The organism is Glaciimonas soli (assembly GCF_009497155.1).
Lineage (GTDB): Bacteria > Pseudomonadota > Gammaproteobacteria > Burkholderiales > Burkholderiaceae_D > Glaciimonas > Glaciimonas soli.
The window spans coordinates 876,479-896,515 of sequence record NZ_WINI01000001.1 but is presented as its reverse complement, the minus strand read 5'-3'; the positions used below and the strand labels follow the sequence as shown (position 1 = coordinate 896,515).

Annotated in this window: 18 protein-coding genes and 1 riboswitch; of the genes, 11 read left to right on the top strand and 7 right to left on the bottom strand. The window is 48.9% G+C overall.

Features of this window, described 5'->3' with window-relative positions:
• The first annotated feature begins 20 nt into the window (after positions 1 to 20).
• Together GEV47_RS04135 and GEV47_RS04130 are read left to right on the top strand one after the other, a co-directional pair.
• A complete protein-coding gene (locus GEV47_RS04135; RefSeq protein ID WP_153233786.1) occupies positions 21 to 1,370 on the top strand; it encodes a 4Fe-4S binding protein in 1,350 nt (449 codons plus the stop codon).
• Positions 1,371 to 1,530: 160 nt separating this feature from the next.
• The gene (locus tag GEV47_RS04130) at positions 1,531 to 2,532 is read left to right on the top strand and encodes a bile acid:sodium symporter family protein (RefSeq protein ID WP_153233405.1); all 1,002 of its coding nucleotides are present in this window, start codon (positions 1,531 to 1,533) and stop codon (positions 2,530 to 2,532) included.
• A gap of 66 nt (positions 2,533 to 2,598) precedes the next feature.
• On the opposite strand, the gene GEV47_RS04125 is transcribed toward GEV47_RS04130, so the two are convergent.
• Entirely contained in the window at positions 2,599 to 3,648 is a 1,050-nt protein-coding gene (locus GEV47_RS04125) for an NADP(H)-dependent aldo-keto reductase (protein WP_153233404.1), read from the bottom strand.
• Between the two features lie 132 nt (positions 3,649 to 3,780).
• A complete protein-coding gene (locus GEV47_RS04120; protein ID WP_153233403.1) occupies positions 3,781 to 5,049 on the bottom strand; it encodes an MFS transporter in 1,269 nt (422 codons plus the stop codon).
• 529 nt (positions 5,050 to 5,578) lie between these two features.
• Here GEV47_RS04120 and GEV47_RS04115 point away from each other — a divergent pair.
• The 5 genes from GEV47_RS04115 (at position 5,579) to GEV47_RS04095 (ending at position 9,649) form a co-directional block, all read left to right on the top strand.
• Positions 5,579 to 5,782: a cold-shock protein gene (locus tag GEV47_RS04115; RefSeq protein WP_153233402.1), complete on the top strand. Its 204-nt coding sequence runs from the start codon at positions 5,579 to 5,581 to the stop codon at positions 5,780 to 5,782.
• A 134-nt stretch (positions 5,783 to 5,916) separates the two neighbouring features.
• Positions 5,917 to 6,717 (top strand): TatD family hydrolase, encoded by an 801-nt coding sequence (locus GEV47_RS04110; protein ID WP_153233401.1) that lies wholly within the window; start codon positions 5,917 to 5,919, stop codon positions 6,715 to 6,717.
• On the top strand, positions 6,704 to 7,417 hold the full coding sequence (locus GEV47_RS04105; protein ID WP_153233400.1) for an ankyrin repeat domain-containing protein: 714 nt from the start codon (positions 6,704 to 6,706) through the stop codon (positions 7,415 to 7,417). Before GEV47_RS04110 ends, GEV47_RS04105 begins: the two co-directional genes overlap by 14 nt.
• A 154-nt stretch (positions 7,418 to 7,571) precedes the next feature.
• Positions 7,572 to 8,621, top strand: a complete 1,050-nt coding sequence (locus GEV47_RS04100) for a FecCD family ABC transporter permease (RefSeq protein ID WP_153233399.1) — start codon at positions 7,572 to 7,574, stop codon at positions 8,619 to 8,621.
• 212 nt (positions 8,622 to 8,833) lie between these two features.
• Positions 8,834 to 9,649, top strand: a complete 816-nt coding sequence (locus GEV47_RS04095; RefSeq protein WP_153233398.1) for an ABC transporter ATP-binding protein — start codon at positions 8,834 to 8,836, stop codon at positions 9,647 to 9,649.
• Between the two features lie 15 nt (positions 9,650 to 9,664).
• Here GEV47_RS04095 and GEV47_RS04090 read toward each other — a convergent pair whose 3' ends face one another.
• A complete protein-coding gene (locus GEV47_RS04090) occupies positions 9,665 to 10,540 on the bottom strand; it encodes a DNA ligase (protein WP_153233397.1) in 876 nt (291 codons plus the stop codon).
• A gap of 142 nt (positions 10,541 to 10,682) precedes the next feature.
• Positions 10,683 to 10,789, top strand: a riboswitch (yybP-ykoY riboswitch).
• A gap of 166 nt (positions 10,790 to 10,955) precedes the next feature.
• Here GEV47_RS04090 and GEV47_RS04085 point away from each other — a divergent pair.
• The gene (locus GEV47_RS04085; protein WP_153233396.1) at positions 10,956 to 11,960 is read left to right on the top strand and encodes a sodium:calcium antiporter; all 1,005 of its coding nucleotides are present in this window, start codon (positions 10,956 to 10,958) and stop codon (positions 11,958 to 11,960) included.
• A 22-nt stretch (positions 11,961 to 11,982) separates the two neighbouring features.
• On the opposite strand, the gene GEV47_RS04080 is transcribed toward GEV47_RS04085, so the two are convergent.
• Entirely contained in the window at positions 11,983 to 12,321 is a 339-nt protein-coding gene (locus GEV47_RS04080; RefSeq protein ID WP_153233395.1) for a YnfA family protein, read from the bottom strand.
• Positions 12,322 to 12,644: 323 nt separating this feature from the next.
• On the opposite strand from GEV47_RS04080, the gene GEV47_RS04075 reads away from it, so the two are divergent.
• Genes GEV47_RS04075 through efeB form a run of 3 tightly spaced genes read left to right on the top strand, consistent with a single transcriptional unit; the run spans position 12,645 to position 16,665 of the window.
• Positions 12,645 to 14,174, top strand: coding sequence for a carbohydrate porin (locus tag GEV47_RS04075; RefSeq protein WP_153233394.1), 1,530 nt, complete (start codon positions 12,645 to 12,647; stop codon positions 14,172 to 14,174).
• Positions 14,175 to 14,185: 11 nt separating this feature from the next.
• Positions 14,186 to 15,376, top strand: coding sequence for an NHL repeat-containing protein (locus tag GEV47_RS04070; RefSeq protein WP_407646185.1), 1,191 nt, complete (start codon positions 14,186 to 14,188; stop codon positions 15,374 to 15,376).
• Positions 15,373 to 16,665, top strand: coding sequence for an iron uptake transporter deferrochelatase/peroxidase subunit (gene efeB / locus GEV47_RS04065; RefSeq protein WP_322741539.1), 1,293 nt, complete (start codon positions 15,373 to 15,375; stop codon positions 16,663 to 16,665). Before GEV47_RS04070 ends, efeB begins: the two co-directional genes overlap by 4 nt.
• Positions 16,666 to 16,712: 47 nt before the next feature.
• On the opposite strand, the gene GEV47_RS04060 is transcribed toward efeB, so the two are convergent.
• The 3 genes from GEV47_RS04060 to GEV47_RS04050 form a co-directional block, all read right to left on the bottom strand.
• The gene (locus GEV47_RS04060) at positions 16,713 to 17,279 is read right to left on the bottom strand and encodes a GNAT family N-acetyltransferase (RefSeq protein WP_153233393.1); all 567 of its coding nucleotides are present in this window, start codon (positions 17,277 to 17,279) and stop codon (positions 16,713 to 16,715) included.
• Positions 17,280 to 17,288: 9 nt separating this feature from the next.
• Positions 17,289 to 17,810 carry a beta/alpha barrel domain-containing protein gene (locus GEV47_RS04055; RefSeq protein ID WP_153233392.1) on the bottom strand — a complete coding sequence of 174 codons (522 nt, stop codon included), beginning with the start codon at positions 17,808 to 17,810 and terminating at the stop codon, positions 17,289 to 17,291.
• Positions 17,811 to 18,204: 394 nt separating this feature from the next.
• Entirely contained in the window at positions 18,205 to 19,974 is a 1,770-nt protein-coding gene (locus GEV47_RS04050; protein ID WP_153233391.1) for an oleate hydratase, read from the bottom strand.
• Between the last annotated feature and the right edge of the window lie 63 nt (positions 19,975 to 20,037).

Genomic DNA, 20,037 nt, shown 5'->3' with positions numbered 1-20,037 from the left:
TCGCCCGTACGGGTGAGTGGATGCGACTTCATGGCGGTTTGATACGCGGCATCCAGTGGTGCATTGTATTGCTCTACGCTTTTTTGATTCTAGTACCAATATTTTTGCCGTTGCCGGATGAGACGGCACATATCTGGTCTAACCTGACCTTGATCGCTCAGTTTGCTTTTTGGGGAATATGGTGGCCGTTTGTCCTGATCAGTATGGTGCTGATGGGGCGCGTGTGGTGCGGGGTATTATGCCCAGAAGGCGCACTGACTGAATTTGCTAGTCGCCATGGCCGGGCTAAAGCGATTCCACGCTGGATGCGCTGGGGAGGCTGGCCTTTCGTGGCGTTTGCGCTTACCACGATTTATGGTCAGATGGTGAGCGTCTATCAATATCCAAAAGCGGTGTTGCTGGTGTTGGGCGGCTCGACTGTTGGCGCGATGATCGTTGGTTATTTATATGGACGCGACAAACGGGTTTGGTGCAAATATTTGTGCCCGGTAAACGGCGTTTTCGGTTTGCTGGCAAAGCTGGCGCCATTTCATTACAAAGTCAACGAAGATGCCTGGCGTGCTTCCTATAAAACACCGCACATTCATGGCCAAAAAACTATTGCAATTAATTGTGCTCCGCTGGTGCCACTGCGCGCCATGACGGGTGCGGCTGATTGTCATATGTGTGGCCGTTGTAGCGGCCATCGCGATGCGATTGCGCTAACCTGGCGCTCGCCGACGGTGGAGATTGTGCAGCTTGGCCAGAAAAATAACAGCCTGTGGGAAAGTGCTTTAGCCTTGTATGGTTTGATGGGAATTGCGATCGGGGCGTTTCATTGGTCGGCCAGTCCTTGGTTCATCATGCTTAAACAAACCATTGCAACCTGGTTGATTGAGCGTGACATTATGTGGCCATTCGCTACCAATGCGCCTTGGTGGATATTTACCAATTATCCTGCGCAAAGCGATGTCTTCAGCTGGCTCGATGGTAGTTTGGTGGTTGGCTATATCTTGGCTACTGGTTTAGTGATGGGGACGACATTGTCGCTATTATTTGCACTCGGTACACGTCTTTTGGGGCCTTGGGATCGCCAACGATTTAATCATTTAGTGTTGGCTATGGTGCCTCTGGCAGGCTGCGGCGTATTCGTCGGATTATCGGCTACCACCGTGAGTTTATTGCGTGGCGAGCATCTGCCAGTGTTTTGGGCGAATGATGTTCGTGCGATGTTGTTGATAGCTACCAGCTTGTGGAGTGCGTGGCTGGCATGGGGCGTGGTCGGGCGTTATACACAGTCAATCGGTCGACGATTGGTGGCCATGGTGCCGATGATTGCAGCGTTGGGATTGGTAAATTTTGCCTGGTTGTTGATGTTTTGGATTTGGTAACCGTTAGTTGATGACACAAGTGAGTGAAAAAATGGCGTCCGATGGGCGCCATTTTGCTTTTTGCTTAATGCAGCTCCGGTGACTAATCGGCAATCTAAAACGAAGCGGAGTAGAATACGCAGCTCAGTATTTCTTTTCAGTTCACTTGCGCTGCTTCGCCATGACCCGTCCCCGTTTTCTACCCGATAATTTCACGCTGTTACTCGTTACCACTGTACTCATCGCAAGTTTCTTTCCTTGTAAAGGAGAAGTCGCAGAGGCATTTAGTTGGATCACGATGGTTTCGATTAGCTTGCTGTTCTTTTTGCACGGTGCGAAATTGTCGCGTGAGGCAGTGTTGGAAGGTGCGTTGCATTGGCGTTTGCATTTGACGGTATTGGCGTTTACTTTTGTGTTGTTTCCGTTGCTAGGTTTGGTGTTTAAGCCAGTCTTTTTGCCACTGGTGACACCCGATCTTTATCTTGGCATTTTGTTTTTATGCACTCTGCCTTCGACCGTGCAATCTTCCATTGCATTTACGTCGGTCGCGCGCGGCAATGTCCCTGCAGCGGTGTGCAGTGCTTCCGCGTCTAACCTGATTGGTATATTTTTGACCCCGCTGTTGGTCGGATTGATCGTGGTGACGCATAGTCAGCAGCATGGTGAGTTCGATGCTATTTTAAAAATCCTCTTGCAGTTATTACTTCCCTTTGTGGCTGGTCAAATCGCGCGACGTTGGATAGGCAAGTGGGTAGATAAGAATAAAAGCATGCTGAAAGTGGTTGATCAAGGTTCGATTTTATTAGTGGTCTACACAGCATTTAGCGAAGCCGTGGTGCGCGGTTTGTGGCAGCAGTTACCTGCACTTTCCTTGCTGGGATTGGTGCTGGTATTGATAGTTCTGTTATTTGCGATGTTGGCGATAGCGACCTTCATCAGTCGGCGTCTCGGATTTTCAAAGGCAGATGAAATTACGATGGTATTTTGTGGCTCGAAGAAAAGTTTAGCCAGCGGTATCCCGATGGCGAATGTTCTTTTTGCTGGTCATATAGTAGGTATGGTGGTATTGCCGCTAATGCTGTTTCACCAAATTCAATTGATGGTATGTGCTTTCCTGGCCCGACGTTATGCCTCTCGTCCTCGTACTGAGGAGGAGATTAAGCAGGGCACATTGGAAGAGTAATTTAGGCGAGCAGGCTGCGTTAGTAGCGTCACTTTCAGAAGTGAAAGTGACGCTCAGTGTCCAGTTTTATGGTGCCGGATTTGGTTGACGCGTATGAATTGCGTCTATCTCTTGCAAGATATCATCAGTGAGTGTGATGTTGATGCTATCAAGATTGCTTTGCAATTGCTGCAGTGTGGTGGCACCGATGATATTGCTCGTGACAAAGCCACGGCTGTTGACGAAAGCCAAAGCCATTTGTGCTGGGTCCAGACCATGCTTTTTAGCTAGCGCAACATAGTCACCAATCACGCGTTCGACTTGTGGATTGTTGTAACGTTGGAAGCGCTCGAATAACGACAAGCGCGCACCAACGGGCCGCGCACCGTTCAAGTATTTACCCGTTAACATGCCAAATGCTAACGGTGAATATGCCAGCAAACCTACCTGTTCACGATAAGAAAATTCAGAGTGACTGATTTCAAAAACACGGTTTAGCAGACTGTAGGGATTTTGAATCGTCGCTATTCGTGGCAAATTGAATTTTTCCGTGGCACGCAGGAATTGCGCCATGCCCCACGGTGTTTCATTTGAAATCCCGATGTGTCTTATTTTCCCTGCCTGAATGAAATCGGCGAGTATCGCCAATGTTTCCTCAATAGCTACGGTATCTTCATCAGCATGATGTGCATAATTCAACGTGCCAAAACAATTGACGCTACGATCCGGCCAATGCAATTGATATAAATCAACGTAATCGGTTTGTAGTCGCTCCAGGCTACCGTTTAATGCCTCCGTCAAACCTTTACGATCAAAGTTGTTGATGCCGCCACGCACATGGCGTGGATTATGTGGTTTGCGTGCCGGGCCGGTGGCTTTGGTGGCGACCATGACTCGTTCACGATTGCCTGGTTTTTTTAGCCAACTTCCGACATAACGCTCCGTCAATCCTTGGGTTTCTGCGCGAGGAGGGACTGGGTACATTTCAGCGGTGTCGATCAGGTTGACGCCATGTTCGAGCGCCATATCAATTTGCGCATGTGCGTCAGCTTCGGTATTTTGCTCACCCCATGTCATCGTGCCGAGTGTGATGAGGCTGACTTTCAGATTGCTTTGTCCTAGTTCGCGGTATTGCATGCTTTTTCCTTTGTTGCTATGTCTTTACAAAAAAATCTATGATTTATTTGTTTGAAATTTAACTCGCATGAAGTATATCGGGAACTGATGACGGTTGCTGACGACGCACTGTTCATCCATGGGTGGTTTGCGTTATTTGCTGGTTGATGCTGATGGCGTCTGTTGTGTATTCGTGAGGCTATCAACTTTGAAAAGCTCCGGGAATAAACGTATCCATAACACCACCACCGTAATCGTACCGATGCCGCCGATCACCACGGCCGGTATGGCACCAAACCAAGATGCAGTGACGCCGGACTCAAACTCGCCAAGCTGATTGGATGTGCCGATGAAAATGGAATTGACTGCGCTGACGCGGCCACGCATCGCATCCGGTGTTTCAAGTTGCACGAAAGTTGATCTCACCACTACGCTGATCATGTCTGATGCACCCAGCACGACTAATGCGGCAAGCGATAATATAAACGAGTGAGACAGCGCAAATACGATTGTCGCCAAGCCAAAAACAGCAATAGCAATAAACATGCTGCGGCCGACGCGCCGCTTCAGCGGGTAATGCGCCAGATAAATCGCAACGGACAAAGCGCCAACTGCAGGCGCTGAGCGCAGCAAGCCTAAACCGAGCGGTCCTGCCGATAAAATATCATGTGCAAAAATGGGAAGTAAAGCGGTCGCACCGCCAAGCAGTACCGCAAATAAATCGAGAGAAATCGCCCCTAAGATTGCCGGACGACTCTTGATGAAAGCGATGCCTGCGAAGACTGATTGCAACGTTGCCGGCTCGCGCTTCGGTAGCGCGCTTTCGATGCGAATTAAACTGATCAATAAGCTAGAAAGCAAAAATAACACGCTGCTACAAGTGTATACGGTGGCAGCGCCAGCAACGTAAATGAAGCCGCCAAGAGCGGGACCGATAATGACTGCCGTTTGCGTTGCCGATGCCGCCCAGGCAACGGCGCGCGATAACAAGTGGGCGGGAACCAAGCCTGGTACTAGTGCCTGTAATGTCGGTTTTTCAAATGCACGTGAAGCGCCGAGAATGAAAACAACAGCAAAAATCGCCTCCTTGGTGAGCCATCCTTGCATGCTGCCGACCGCCATGACAGCTGCGGCCAAGCCTTCGATGAATAAACAAATGCGTGCTATTTTGCGGCGATCAAAGCGATCTGCAACGTGACCGACAAGCAGCGCCAAAAACAGCGAAGGTATGAACTGCACCAATCCGACCATGCCAAGATCTAATGCACTGCCCGTCAATTGATACACTTGCCAGCCAACGGCGACGATTTGCATTTGACTGGCTATGGTAGAGGCAACGCGGGCATTCCAAAACAATAGGAACGGACGATGGCGTAATACGGAATCAGATTTTGGCGATATTTCAGCAGCGGGGAGTGGCATGTGTAAGGATAGCGCCTAAGATAAATTGGTAAGGAGTAAGGCTGTAATGTGTGTTCAACCCAGAATTTATAACAAAAAGTGATGTTTTTTCGGGTTATCTTAAAACAATGGAATAAGCGCAATGATTTTTTTGTTAAACCGGGATTGAGACAGAAAAATTTCAAAATAGTAATAATTAATGCCAGTTAGCGCCAGCCAAATGATGTATAAGCAACAAAATCACATAGGAAAAGTTGTTTTATGACCATTTTCATGGTTTTGCTACAATAATAATTGCCACTTGTAATGATTGTCAGCTATAAAGATAACAGAGCAAGAGATGAGCGGAATAACGGATGACATGCTTATTTTGGGTCAAATTGTGGAATAAGCAATATTTGTGCATTCTTCCAATGTGCATCGGCAATTTATCCGGTATAATGCAGCATCGTTTAAGATTCGAGCTAGTGGTGCAGTCTGTCTGTCATTCCTTTCTTGCTTCAAACGATCTAACGGGTGCAAGCCCAAATTAACTGAAATAGGAAATGCAATGGCAACTGGTATCGTAAAATGGTTCAATGATTCAAAAGGTTTTGGTTTTATCACTCCTGATGAAGGTGGTGAGGATTTGTTCGCGCATTTCTCAGCTATCAACTCAAGTGGTTTCAAATCACTGCAAGAGAACCAACGTGTTTCTTTCGAAGTAACTACTGGCCCTAAGGGCAAGCAAGCTTCGAACATTCAAGCTATCTAATTTCGTCAAGAAATTGTAAGAGCTGAATCAAGCATATAAAAAATCCCCGGTACGCCGGGGATTTTTTTCGTCTAATGCTTTTACGCTCAGTTGCTCTCGCTTTAGCTCTCGCTTTTATTCTATATAATTCGTCTATGTATATTGACTCTCATTGCCACATCAATTTTCCGGAGCTGGCTGTCAGGATGCCGGAGATTCTTGATAAGATGGCGCAAAATCGTGTGACGCATGCCTTATGCGTTTCCGTTGATTTGCCTGATTTCCCGCAAGTGCTGGCGCTGGCTGAAGCGTATCCGCACATCTATGCTTCCGTTGGAGTTCACCCGGATTATGAAGATACGCCAGAACCAACGGTCGAAGAGCTGATTGCGCTTTCCAATCACCCGAAAATTATCGCCATTGGCGAAACCGGGCTCGATTATTATCGTTTGCAAGGTGATTTGGAATGGCAGCGTGAGCGATTTCGTCGCCATATCCGCGCATCGCGTGCGACGGGAAAACCTTTGATTATTCACACCCGAGCGGCGTCTGAAGACACGATACGTATCATGCAAGAGGAAGGCGCGGGAACTGATGCTGGCGGCGCTGGCGGCGTCATGCACTGCTTTACTGAGTCTCTGGCCGTGGCGGAAGCGGCCACGAAAATGGGGTTTTATATTTCATTTTCTGGTATCGTCACTTTCAAGAGCGCCAAAGATTTACAGGCGGTCGCGCTTGCCGTTCCTCTAGAGCAAACCTTAATTGAAACTGACTCACCCTATCTGGCGCCGGTGCCGCACCGTGGAAAAATGAATGAGCCAGGATTAGTGAAGTATGTGGCTGAGTTTTTGGCAGATCTTAAAGGTGTGCCTGTGGCGCAAGTAGCTCAGCAAACGACGGATAATTTTTTTAAATTGTTTAACCTTCCTCAGGAGAAGATGGATGCGCATGTTTAATTTCACCAAAAAAATCGCCGCAAAATTAGCGCAAGCAAATCGTCCGCGCGGTCACCGTACTTTGCTATCGACTGTTCTGGGCGTCACTTTTGCGATGAGCATGGCTAGTTTGCCTGTACAAAGTCATGCAGCGCCAACTGATGAGTTCTTTAAATTAATTTCACTCGATGATTATCGCGGCATCCCAAAACTATTGGATGCAGGGTTAAATCCGAACGTTAAAGGTGGTGAGCGTGGCAATACTGGCTTGATTTTGGCCGTCCAGGAAAACTCCATGAAATCATTCAATGTACTTTTGGATGCCAAAGGAGTAGATCTTAATGCGCAGGCCACCAATGGTGACACAGCGTTGATGGTTGCATCGTATAAAAACAACGTGGAAGCAGTCAAAGCCCTGTTAGCCAAAGGCGCCGCAGTAAATAAAGCCGGTTGGGCGCCACTACATTACGCTGCCGCGGCAGGTAACGGCGAAATCGTGCAAATATTATTGAAGGCCGGCGCGCAGGTGAATGCACTTTCACCAAATAAAACAACGCCGCTGATGATGGCTGCACGTAGTGGTAAAACGGACACGATGGACTTGTTGGAAAAAGCAGGTGCCAACGCGACTCTCAAGAACGATGTCGGCATGAGTGCAATGGATTTTTACAAAAAATTTAAAGCACCGCCAAGTAAAGCAGATGGCATGCAGGGAAATTAAGAAACACGTGAGTCTGCTGAAAATAGCGTCATTAAATAATCAGCATAAATAGCTTGCATAGAACATAAATCAACCACGTTCATTGAACGTGGTTGATTTATTTGTGCGCTGTGCAGGTCGGGGTAGTCGGTAGACCTCGCATCAATATAACACCATGAAAAATACCTCCAGAGCATCAACGCAGACAAGCAGTGCACATGATTCGCAGCGTGCTTTAGTGACGTTGGGGAGTTTAATTTTATGTGCAGTCTTGAGCCTGATATTTGCTTCTGCAATGGGTTCGGTTGCTTTACCTTTCTCAGATTTATTACATGCTTTTGGTGAAGTGCTGGGAGGTCATCCCAGTTCGATGACAGCGACATTATTGGAATTACGTTTAGAGCGCGCTTTATCAGGCTTCGTTACGGGAGCAATGTTGTCGTTGGCCGGAGTGATGATGCAAGCGTTGTTACGCAATCCCTTGGCTGACCCTTATGTCCTCGGCGTTTCCGGTGGCGCAGCAGTGGGTGCGCTGGCCGCGATGTTGTTTTGTAGCGTCGCCTGGATGATTGACCTTGCAGCCTTTGCAGGAGCAATAACGGTGGCGTTCTTGTTGTTCGGCTTGGCTTACCGTGATTTGCGTAGCGGAATTTCAAGTAGTTATCCGGGGCAATTGTTATTGCTCACCGGCGTGATTGTCGCATCCGGTTGCGGTGCGTTGGTGACGTTGATGTTGACCATTGCTCCAGATGGTCGCTTGCGTAGCATGGTGTTTTGGCTGATGGGTGATTTATCGGGGGCGCAGTTGCGCTGGCTGCCATGGCTGGTACTCGGTGCAGCGATAATTTTTGCTTTACGTAAGGCACGGCATATCAACGTCATGGTGCTACATGCAGAAGTCGCCGCCACACTGGGAATTGAAGTTGGCTCACTCAAAAAAAGCCTGTTTTTTTGTTCGGCGTTATTAACGGCTTGCACAGTCAGTAGTGCCGGTGCCATTGGCTTTGTTGGCTTGATTGTGCCGCATGCCTGTCGTTTTGCTCTAGGACCGGATCACCGTTTGTTATTACCTTCTGCGACATTGGCTGGTGGTATTTTTCTTGTGTTAGCCGACACCTTGGCGCGTAGCATATTGGCCCCGCAGCAATTGCCGGTTGGTGTGATCACCGCGTTGATTGGTGTGCCAGCTTTTTTAATTCAGTTGCATCATATTCGGAAGAAATGAAAAAGGACTTACGCAGAACTGGGCTGTGTGGCATTTTTTCTCACGGTCTGATGATGCAGATCTCAGTGAAAGTTATGTTTGAGTGAACATTTTTTACGTTAATTTCCTTCTTTTTTGATCCCGCCTTTTCTGAGAAAAAATGCCACACACAGCCCAGTTCTGCGTAAGTCATTAAAAAGTGAGGATGGCTAAATGAAAGCAGACAGGCACGCATGACAACGCTACTACAAACATTTGATTTACAACTGCGTATTCGTGATCACCATCGCGACCGCAAATTGGTTGATGGATTGAATTGGAAAATTCAATCTGGAGAGTGCTGGTGCGTGATCGGTCGCAATGGTGCTGGCAAAAGCACATTAGTGCGTAGTCTGGCTGGATTGCGCGCAGTCGACGGCGGAGAAATACGTATCAACGATAAGCCTTTGTCCAGTTGCTCGCTACAAGAATTGGCGCGTGCAAGGGCATATTTATCGCAAAGCAGTATTGATGCTTTTGGTTATCGCGTGATCGAAACCGTATTGGCTGCGAGGCATCCTTATCATGACGGTCAGTATTGGGAATCCACCGCAGATTATGAAAAGGCTTACCAAGCGTTGGAGATGTTGGATGTCGCTGCATTGGCGGATCGCGATGTACGTACCTTATCTGGCGGTGAGCGGCAACGTGTCGCGATTGCCGCGGTATTGGCGCAAGAGACCCCGCTGTTGTTGCTGGATGAGCCAGCCAATGCCTTAGATGTGGGCCACCAAGTCAGTGTGATGCAATTGCTGGATAAGTTAAGACAGGTAACCCATTCAGATACACCAGATATGCCAAACAAAGCGATCGTCATGGTAAGTCACGATTTGAACCTGACACGTAGCGTCGCCACGCATGCGCTGTTGTTGATGGGCGATGGTGCGTGGCAAGCCGGTTCAATTGCTGAAGTAATGACCGCACCGTTGCTCAGTCATTGTCTTGGACATCAGATTGAGGTAATACAGCATGGTGATCGGCAGATTTTTATGCCACGTGAAAAAGCGTAAAAAATCCCGATAAACTTATCGTTGCGCCACATCTTTCCGTATCCGCATAAACGTTGCATGTCGGGGTATCGCACGCGCTGTCATGCCGCGATAACGATAAGTTACCCAACTGCCGATAACGGGCGGTGAATGTCTATCTTTATCATTGAAACCAGAGCCAATGCGAAAGCGCTGACCATCCTCTGTTTCAACCAGCAATGCCCCCATCATGCCGTGATATTTGCCTTTGCCAGGAATGATGGCAATGATTTTTGCTTCGGCATCTGTATGCGGTTTTATTTTGAGTAAATCATCGCTACGTACCCCGCGATAGTATGAGTCGCCACGATGCAGAGCCAGACCTTCACCGCCCAGTTTGATAACTTGTGCGAGCATGCTGTCCAGGCTTTTCTGATCACTCACTTTGGTTTGTGTAACGTACACAACCCATGGTTTTGCCAGCTTATGGATGAGATCTTTTAAAACGCGAATGCGTTCATCGAATGTGCCTGGATAGGCTGGCACGTCGAATACCATGAAATGCATCCTGCGCCATGCTGCATCGTCCGGGGTTTGTTGACGCACGGTGGAAACCGCTTGTTCAAATTGTTCGTGCGCGACCCAAAGCTCGCCATCCATGGCAGTTTTCGGCCAGTTAGCGGTAAACCATGCAGGTGCGTGCACTGGCTCGCCGCCACGGGTCCATAATGCTTGCCCATCCCAATAGCCTCGTACGCCATCGTATTTTTCACTGACCCAATAATCTGCAAGACGGACGCCTGGATGATAGGGATTGGCCAGCATCAATGGAGGCCGCACGTTTTTGGCAAATGTTCGTGGTGAAGGTGTCAAAAAGCAACTGGCGATGAGTACTGACAAACCCAATTTTTTGAAGGGGGATAGTTTCTGCATATTTGCGCCTCTGATAAAAATTATCTTGTAAAAAGATTATCAGTAATTTTGTTATATAAGGCGCAAATGCAGACATGAATAAGTGAAAGCGTAAGGCGAGAGAGATTGTCGTCATCGTTCTTAGGTGCTAAAATTGCGCCTTCCTTAGGGGAGTAGCCTGCTTTGTCAGTCAATAAATGACAAAGAGCGCATGTCAACATACTTGGCACTTTTTGCCATGGCATGCGCAACCATCTGGTTTGATTGGTTGGCAAGACCTTTGGTACATCACTTTACCCAGCCGGGCAAAGGTGTTGTGCCATTCGTCATTGCCCGGCTCCCAGGATGTCACCATGTTTCAGTCGTCTCATTTTTCTTTACGCTTCATTTCCTTATTTGTTTTTATTTCTGTTGTTCCTCAATCAGGAGCGTTCGCATGATATTGACGATTGCCTTGTTGCTTGGCTCAGCAATAGTCATCTATCTTTCCTGCGAATACTTCGTCAATAGCATTGAATGGGTCGGGCGGCGCCTGGGAATTGCGCAAAGCGCTGTCGGTACGGTACTGGCGGCTTTTGGGACTGCGTTGCCTGAAACGGTGGTGACTTTTGTCGCCGTGGTATTTGGCCGTGATGCCGCCCATAAAGATATTGGCGTTGGTGCTGCGCTTGGTGGGCCGTTGGCGCTGGGGACGATCGCCTATGCGGTAGTCGGTTTGATGTTTATCTTGAACCGGAAAAAATTAGGCAATATTTTGCTTTCGGCTGCAGATGGCGCACGTTTGAGTCGTGATCAAGCCTGGTTCATGGGGATATTTATTCTCAAAATCAGTCTTGGCCTGGTCGCATTTGCGATTAAGCCGTGGCTGGGGATTTTATTTTTACTCGCCTATGGTGCTTACATCTGGGGTGAAATGCGCAAGGAAGATCATGCTGATACCGAAATACATGATCTCGAACCTTTAAAATTTCGGCCACACGACGAACAACCGAGTCTGGCATGGGCAGTACTCCAAACGTTAGTAGCGTTAGTGGTCATTTTTATTAGTTCGCAATTGTTCGTCTCCCAGCTAGGCGCAATGGCGCCGTGGCTTGGCATTTCGCCGCATCTGGTCGCTTTGTTGCTGAGTCCAATTGCGACTGAATTGCCAGAAATACTCAATGCCGTGATTTGGGTGCGTCAGGGCAAACAAACGTTGGCACTCAGCAATATCAGCGGCGCGATGATGATACAAGCGACTATTCCAACCGCATTGGTATTGATTTTCACGCCGTGGATGTTGGACGGTGCGTTGATTTGGGCTGGCGTCGTCACCATGCTGTCGATTGCTGGCTTATACCTGTTGTTACGCAAAGGGATGTTAACCGGTGGGCGATTGGCTTGTTTTGGTATTTTGTATCTGGTGTTTGCGGGTGGGTTAATGCTGATAGGCGTGCATTGATTTACGCTGGCAATGCCGGGTTCTAGGTTCTTGAGCCCAGCATAATCACTGTCGCACCGGCCAATGCCAAAGCGACGCCGATCAGATCGGTTGCGCGTGGTGTAATTCCATCCACGCGCCATAACCAGAAAATCGCAGTGGCAATATACACCGCGCCGTACGCCGCATAAACCCGACCACTGGCGTTGGGATGTAAAGTCAGCAGCCATACAAATAACGAGAGACTGATTGCCGCTGGTAATAGCAACCAGGCCGATCCTTTGCCGCTGATCCAGAGTAAAGGCAGGTAGCAGCCGACTATTTCTGCAATGGCGGTGAGGATAAACAAGACTAGTGTTTTTGCGAGTGAAAGCCAGAGCATGGTGATTGCAATAATTTTAATGAAAATAGACAGATACGCCGTAATTTAGCGCTACATTTTGAACGTCAATAGTAAAACTACAATCTATATTGCATAAACTATCAGTGTTTGCTTAGCTTGATACAATTCATTACATATTTCCAATTAACAATAATGGTAATGAGAGGTATTCTTATTCAATGTTGTTTCCTTGAGTCAATTCAATCAATGCGGTTGGTTTTGTCGGAAGCAACTGTTTATAGAGACATTGTTAGATAGCCAAGCGACTTGCCATAAACAATGACTGAAAAATTAAAAATCTCAGTGTATAAGGCAGTTTCAACATGCATAACAACAATGCGCGCATAGACCATCAAGCGCCAGTACTGCAGCCCAAGCGGATGCAACGTAATCTTTCACGTCGATTTTTTCGCAAGGCCAGTTGTGCAGCCGTGACTACCGTGCTGCTATCGGCATTGAGCAATGTGTATGCGGCACCGCCGCCGATTTCGATTCCTGCCAGCGGTGATTTGTCGGGAGCTTCATCAGGCGGCTTATTTGGATTTATGGACGGCATTGATCGCAGTAGTACATTGCTAGGCGATATGTGGGGTTTTCGGTCAGCATTGAGTCGCTACGGTATTTCATTTGGCTTGCAAGAGACCAGCGAATATCTGGGGAATACCACAGGTGGTACCAAAACCGGCTTTGTTTATGATGGCCTGACGCAGGCTGTCATGCAATTGAATACGCAACGCGCTTTTGGCCATTATGGCGGTTTGTTTAATGTCAGTGCATTGCAAATTCATGGCAATAGTTTAAGTGCTGAAAATCTGCAAACCTTGCAAACGGCCAGCGGCATTGAAGCTGATCGGGCGACGCGTTTATGGGAACTGTGGTACGACCAGAAATTCCTCGAAGAAGACCGTCTGGACATCAAGGTCGGACAGCAAAGTATTGATCAGGAATTTATGGTCAGTAGCAATGCGCTGATGTTCGTCAACACCATGTTTGGTTGGCCTATGTTGCCATCAGCAGATATGCCGGGCGGTGGCCCAGCGTACCCACTGTCCGCAGTTGGTGCGCGCTTTAGTGCTCGTCCAGTTGATGGTATTACGATACTGGCTGGTGTGTTCAATGGCAGTCCTTCATCGAATACCAGTGGTGATTCGCAATTAAATAATCCGCATGGCCTCAACTTCCCGGTAGGCAAGGGAACATTGTCGATTATGGAAGTGCAGTTTTCTTATCCTGCTGTCGGAAGTATGGTCGAGCCTGGCGCATCGCCGCCGCTGGGGTGGACTTACCGCATAGGCGCATGGTATGACAGCGAACAGTTCGGAGATCAGGCATGGGATGAAAATGGCTTGTCTCTGGCGAATCCTGGCAGTGACGGCCAGCCGCAGCTTCATCATGGCAATTATGCTTTCTACGCGGTCGGCGATCACTTAGTCTGGCGCGACCCGATTGATCCAAATCGCACTATTGCTTTATTTGCGCGTGTCATGGGCACACCACTGAAGGACCGTAATCTGATTGATGCCAGCGTGAACGCCGGTATGGTATTTCACAGCCCATTCCGTTATCGCACCGATGATACCTTTGGCCTTGGCGTCGGCTATGCGCATGTGAGCAAACAAGCGGCGGCTTTAGATAGCGCAACTAATTTTTACAACGGTACTACGAGTCCAATTCGCAGTAGTGAAAAATTCGTAGAAGCAACTTATCAATATCAGGTTCGACCGTGGCTGCAGTTGCAACCGGATCTGCAGTATGTATTTAATCCGGGTGCTGGCATCGCCAATCCCGATGATCCATCGCACAGAGTTAAAAATGAACTGGTACTCGGCTTGCGCACCAATATTGCATTTTGATAGAGATATTTATGAAAACTCCTGATTTACAAAGCTACGCGCAAAAAGCACGCCATCAGCGGGGCGTAAAATTATTTGCTCTGCTCGGGTTGGCTTCGGCTTTGCTGGCACCGATGGCATCAGCTAGCGCCGATGAGCCGAGAGGCATGTTAGAAACGATTCATCATCACAAGATGCTGGCGTCGACCATACCGGATAATGGCGACGTCAATCCGTACGCAGTGGTGGTTGCGCCGGTGACGATTGGTTCGATCGAACAAGGCGATGTGCTGGTCGATAACTTCAACAATATTTCGAACTTGCAGGGAACTGGCACGACTATCGTCAACTATCGTCCCAGCACCAAACAAACCAAGCTATTTGCGCAAGTGCCGCAAAACCTCAAAGACTGTCCCGGTGGTGTCGGCTTGACGACTGCAATGACGATGTTGAAAAGCGGTTGGGTGATTGTCGGCAGTACTCCTAGCACCGATGGCACGACGCGTACAAAAGGCGATGGCTGCTTGTTGGTTTTTGATGCAACCGGCAAGCACGTTGCAACCTGGGCTGGCCCGACCATTAACGGCCCGTGGGGCAATATGGTGACGGTTGATCATGGTGACAGTGCCACGCTATTCATCAGCATGGCGGGTTTCAATATCCCCGGCCCAGAGGTGGTTGATCCTGTTACTCATTACCCAGTCACGGTGCGCGAAGCGACCGTATTGCGACTTGAGGTGACGATACCCGAAGGTAAGCCACCAGTCCTGCAAAGCCAGACTGTGATCGGTAGCGGTTTTGCGCAACGTGCGGATAAGGATAATTTCTTGTTCGGCCCAACTGGTTTGGCGCTCGGCCCTGATGATACTTTGTATGTTACTGATGGTCTGGATAACGAAATTAGCGCAATTGCCGATGCCAGCACCCGTACCACTAGTGCCAAAACCGGGAAAACGGTGACTAAGGATGGCTTGCTCGGCTGGCCTTTGGCAATGGTGATGACACCTGCAGGGCATCTGTTGGTGGCGAACGGGAAAAATGGTCAGGCAGTTGAAGTCGATCCAGTTTCTGGTAAACAGATTTATGCGCATTGGCTAGATCCTAATCAAGCGCAATCGCCACCCGGCAACGGTGATTTGTTTGGGCTTGCATTAACGCCGGACAATAAAGGCTTCTATTACGTAGAGGATGATGTGAACGCTTTAGTAGTGGGTACGCCGTGAGCGACCAGAAAAAACAGAGTATGGGACGGCGTCATTTTTTGACGCGCACTGCATTGGCTGCGGCGGCAGCGCCAGTGGCATTAAACGCATTTGCTGCGTCATCAAATAGTGCTGCAAATGCGAAGAATGCTGATAATGCCGCACAGCCAGCAACGGAGCCTTTCTGGGGCAAACACCAAGGCGGCATAACAACGACTATGCAAAGCCATAGCTACTTTATGGCATTTGATTTGACGACAACCAAGCGTGAAGATGTGATTGCGTTGTTACGTGCCTGGACAGATGCTGCAGCAAGCATGACGCATGGTCCGACAACTTATCCTGCGCATCCTGATGCTGAACAAATTCCTGAGGATTCAGGTTCTAGTCTGGATCTGCAGGCTGCACGCTTGACGATTACTTTTGGTTTTGGACCGGGCTTGTTCGAAAAAGATGGTGTAGATCGTTACGGACTAGCCAAAAAACGTCCGACGGCGTTGGCAGATTTGCCGCGCTTTACCGGGGACCAACTGGTTGCTCAGCGAACTGGTGGCGATTTGTCGGTGCAAGCATGTGCTGATGATCCGCAGGTAGCAGAGCATGCCGTGCGACGTTTGGTCGCGCTGGCTTATGGTGTTGCCGATATCCGCTGGGCCCAAAACGGTTTTTCAGGCAGTTTCAAAGCAGGTGAAACACCGCGCAATCAAATGGGCTTTAAAGACGGTACCATGAACATTTCGACCAAAGATGCCAAAACGATGAATGAGTTCGTTTGGGTTGGCGATGAAGGTCCAGACTGGATGCGCGACGGTAGTTATATGGTGATACGTCCGATTCGGATCGCGCTGGAACATTGGGATCGCATGAAATTGGGATTTCAAGAAGCGACGGTGGGGCGGCATAAGTATTCTGGTGCACCGATCGGTAAGGAGCATGAATTCGATGCTCTCGACCTTGATGCAAATGATAAGGATGGTAATCCGCTGATCGCCGAAAATTCGCATGCGCGTATGGCTGCTCCGGCGAGTAATGATGGCGCACAAATTTTGCGTAGAGCTTACTCCTACGATAATGGCGTAAGTCAGATCGCCGAGCGCTGGCCGCCTTGGCGTCAAGCCATGACTTTCGATGCAGGTTTGTTATTTCAATGTTACCAACGTGATCCAAGAACTGGCTTCACGAAAATGTTTGAGAAAATGGCCAAGTTCGACATGCTCAATCAATTCACCACACATCTTGGCAGCGGCTTGTTTGCTTGTCCTCATGGTGCAAAGCCGGGTGAGTATATTGGGCAACAGTTGTTTGCTTAAATGACGTTGTTGATCGTTCTTCCGCTTAAATAATCCCGCATAAATATTTATGCGGAATTACTTATGGGAGAGCGATCAAGTCGATAGCGATATTCATCGCTATGTTCGCCTTTAAAAAAATCTGCCTGTGGCAGAAATTCAACTTGCGTGAATCCGACTGCTTCGACCAGCGACGTTGAAGCAATATTGCGCGTATCAATCAGCGCCTCTGCTGCGCTCAAATCGTAATGTGCAAAAAGGTGATCCAACATGGATGTGAGCGCTTCTTTGGCATATCCATGACGCCAAAATTCCTGAAAAACAGTGTAGGCAACCAAGGCAGTTTTCTCTTGCAAGCATACTGTTGCTTGTACAAAGCCGATGCACGGCGTTTTATCACTACCGATGCTACCTTTTAAGCGCACGATCCAATTGAGCCAGGCTTCTGATCCATCTGGAGAGCGACGACTTTCTTGTCTGGTGTAGCGCAGCCGGAGCGCCACCAGATTCTGTGGCACATCGGAGGGGATATAGGTATACAGCGCGGGGTTTTGAAGATGAAGAAACATCTCATCTGCATGAGATGTTACCTGGGGTTCTAACAGAAGACGTACTGAGGATAATCCTGGCTGCATATCATGCTGTTAAAAGTGCAATTTCACCACTTCGCCAAATGCGTCTTCAGCGGACATGCCGTTTTGCATCAGCAGTGTAATTTTGTCTGAGTATTCACCGATTTCATCCGGCAGCGTATGGCGATTATTTTTAAAATATTCGTACTTCGCTGCGTTCACGAGATCTTGTGCTTTGGCTGCCGCAGTGCGTCTTACACCGCCAATAGCAGTAACGCGACCAGTGCGAGCAACGCTGGCTTTAGTAGCAACACCTGATTTTGCCGCTTTAATTTGCTCTAACGAGAAAATAGCCGTTGCATTGCTGCCAACGAATTCATGTTCTTTCGGGTGCAACAAATGATTGTTACTGTCGAAGGCCATGCATTTATTGGTGCTATTAATGACTTGATAGTGTGGGCGTAAACCGGTGCCGCTTAATGCAAATTGCACGCGATCCCCATATTCCACCATTTTTTCAATGACATTGTCGATATAACCACTTGTCAACGTTTCTATCTTGCCATTCCAGCGCTTGTTTCTTGTCGTGTTCAAAATACATTATCCAATCATCATGATTAAAACCAGCCACGTTATGTCTAGATTATTAAGTACGCCGCAAAAGTTGCTTAGGCTAGACGCCCCGACGCAGGCAGTACGATCGTACGACTAGGGGGGCAACAGCGTATAAACTGCTTTTTTGACATACTTAACGTGGCGGTGGTCTGTGGCGACGCTCAATTCGCCGGTCAAACTTACCCTCTATTATCCCCTGTTAGGGTTGGGCATGAATGAAATGAGGTAAATATTTTTTTAGATGGAAATTTGATGCCAGATTGAAACCTGGCTGTGGAGGTTGGGATGTATTGTGTTCGTGTTGGAGGAAAAATCCACCGCGTTCGCAATACACCCCTTTACATTCACCGGTTGGCCGGTAATCAGTAATGATCTAATCGCCGGAGATGAGCTGAAATTCCCGTAAAAGTGCACCTATCTGGGTGCTGTCTAGCTTCTTCATCAGCAGGCTGCGCAGGAACGCGGGGCCGGGAATGTCGATCTCCTTGCCATCGCGCAAGCGACCAGTTGCAGCCAGCAGCGAGCGTATGTCATAGGTGGAGTTGAACACTTCGGGTATGCCGCGCTCGATGTTCAGCAGTGTGTAGACGGCTTCCATTGGCGTGCGAACTGAATATTCAGTAGTGAAGATACAGTCGCGCTCCTTAGATTCGGCGAACTGCCCGATGAAGGCAAAGTTGACAGCGTCCTTGGGCACGACGTCCGGCCGGTCACCAGCCTGACGCGGCATGAAAAATGCCGTGATGTACGGCATCATCACCGGCACGGTCTTTGCGCCGGTTGCCGCCAACGTTGGAATGTCCTCAACCGGCACGCCCATGTGATAGAGCCATTCTTGAGTGATTTCTTCGCCGGTGCAATCCTGCATGGATTTTTTCACGTAATCGCCGGGTGTGTCCACGAACAGTGCATAGACCCACACCACGATCTGATCTTTCGGCTGCTGCTTGAAATGCGGTTGTCTGTTTACCGTCCAGCTGAGCAACCAACTGGAATCTTTGGCGGTCACGATGCCGCCGGTGACAACTTTACCGCTGAACGGATCGCGCTTGGCAATCTTCTGGATATATTGCGGAATTCGCCCGTCGAGCGTGGTCACGGTCGCCGACTCCCACTTGGTTTCAGGGATATGTGCGCCGAACACATCGGGACGACCGAATGCCGGATCCTTCGCGGCGATACGCCTCCATAGATCCCAGGCTGGAGCAGGGCCTTCGTTGAGTTTGGCAGGGGTTTGATGGTCGCCGTTGTCTGAATTTTCGGTGAGCGAGCCTATCGTCATGAACACCAGATCCTCGGGGCCAAGATCAACTCCGCCAGCGACGCCGTTTTTTATCCAATGGATATGGGTAGCCTGTTTGCGCCCTGGCTTTATGTCGAAATCGACGTCTGTGACTTCGGTGCCATATTGGAACATCACGCCCCGTTCCTGTAGCCAATTGACTAGCGGCAACACCAGCGATTCGTATTGGTTGTACTTGGTGAACTTCAGTGCGGAGAAATCTGGCAGGCCGCCGATGTGGTGGATGAAGCGGTGCAGGTACAGTTTCATTTCCAGTGCAGAGTGCCATTCCTCGAAGGCGAACATGGTCCGCCAGTACAGCCAGAAATTGCTATCGAGGAAATCTTGTCCAAGCACCTCGTTGATACGTTTATTCTCCATCTCTTCGCGCGTGGCAAGAAAGAGTTTGATGATTTCCTTTTGAGCCTGTTCGCTTAAAGTGAACAGGCCGTCGGTGTGAGCGTCCTCGCCCTGTTTCATCGTAGCGCGCTGCAGTGAATAGTTCGGGTCGTCTTTATTGAGCCAGTAAAACTCGTCCAGTACGCTGGCACCTTCGATTTCGAGCGAAGGAATCGACCGGTACAGATCCCATAGGCACTCGAAGTGATCTTCCATCTCGCGGCCACCGCGAATCACGAAGCCCTTCTCCGGTTCCTTGAGCCCATCAAGCGCACCACCGGGAAGCTTGAGTTGTTCCAAGATGGTGATCCTGTTGCCCGGCATATGCCCATCGCGAATCAGGAACGCGGCACCCGACAGGGCGGCTAGTCCGGAGCCGACGAACCAGGCTCTCTTTTCCTCTACGCCTTTGGGCTTGCGTGGTCGGGCGAATGCTTCGTAGTTGCCGCTGCTGTAGTACATATTGTTGTCCTTTATCGATGGTTTCCAATGTGTGACCGGCATTGCCTGTATAGCATACAAAAA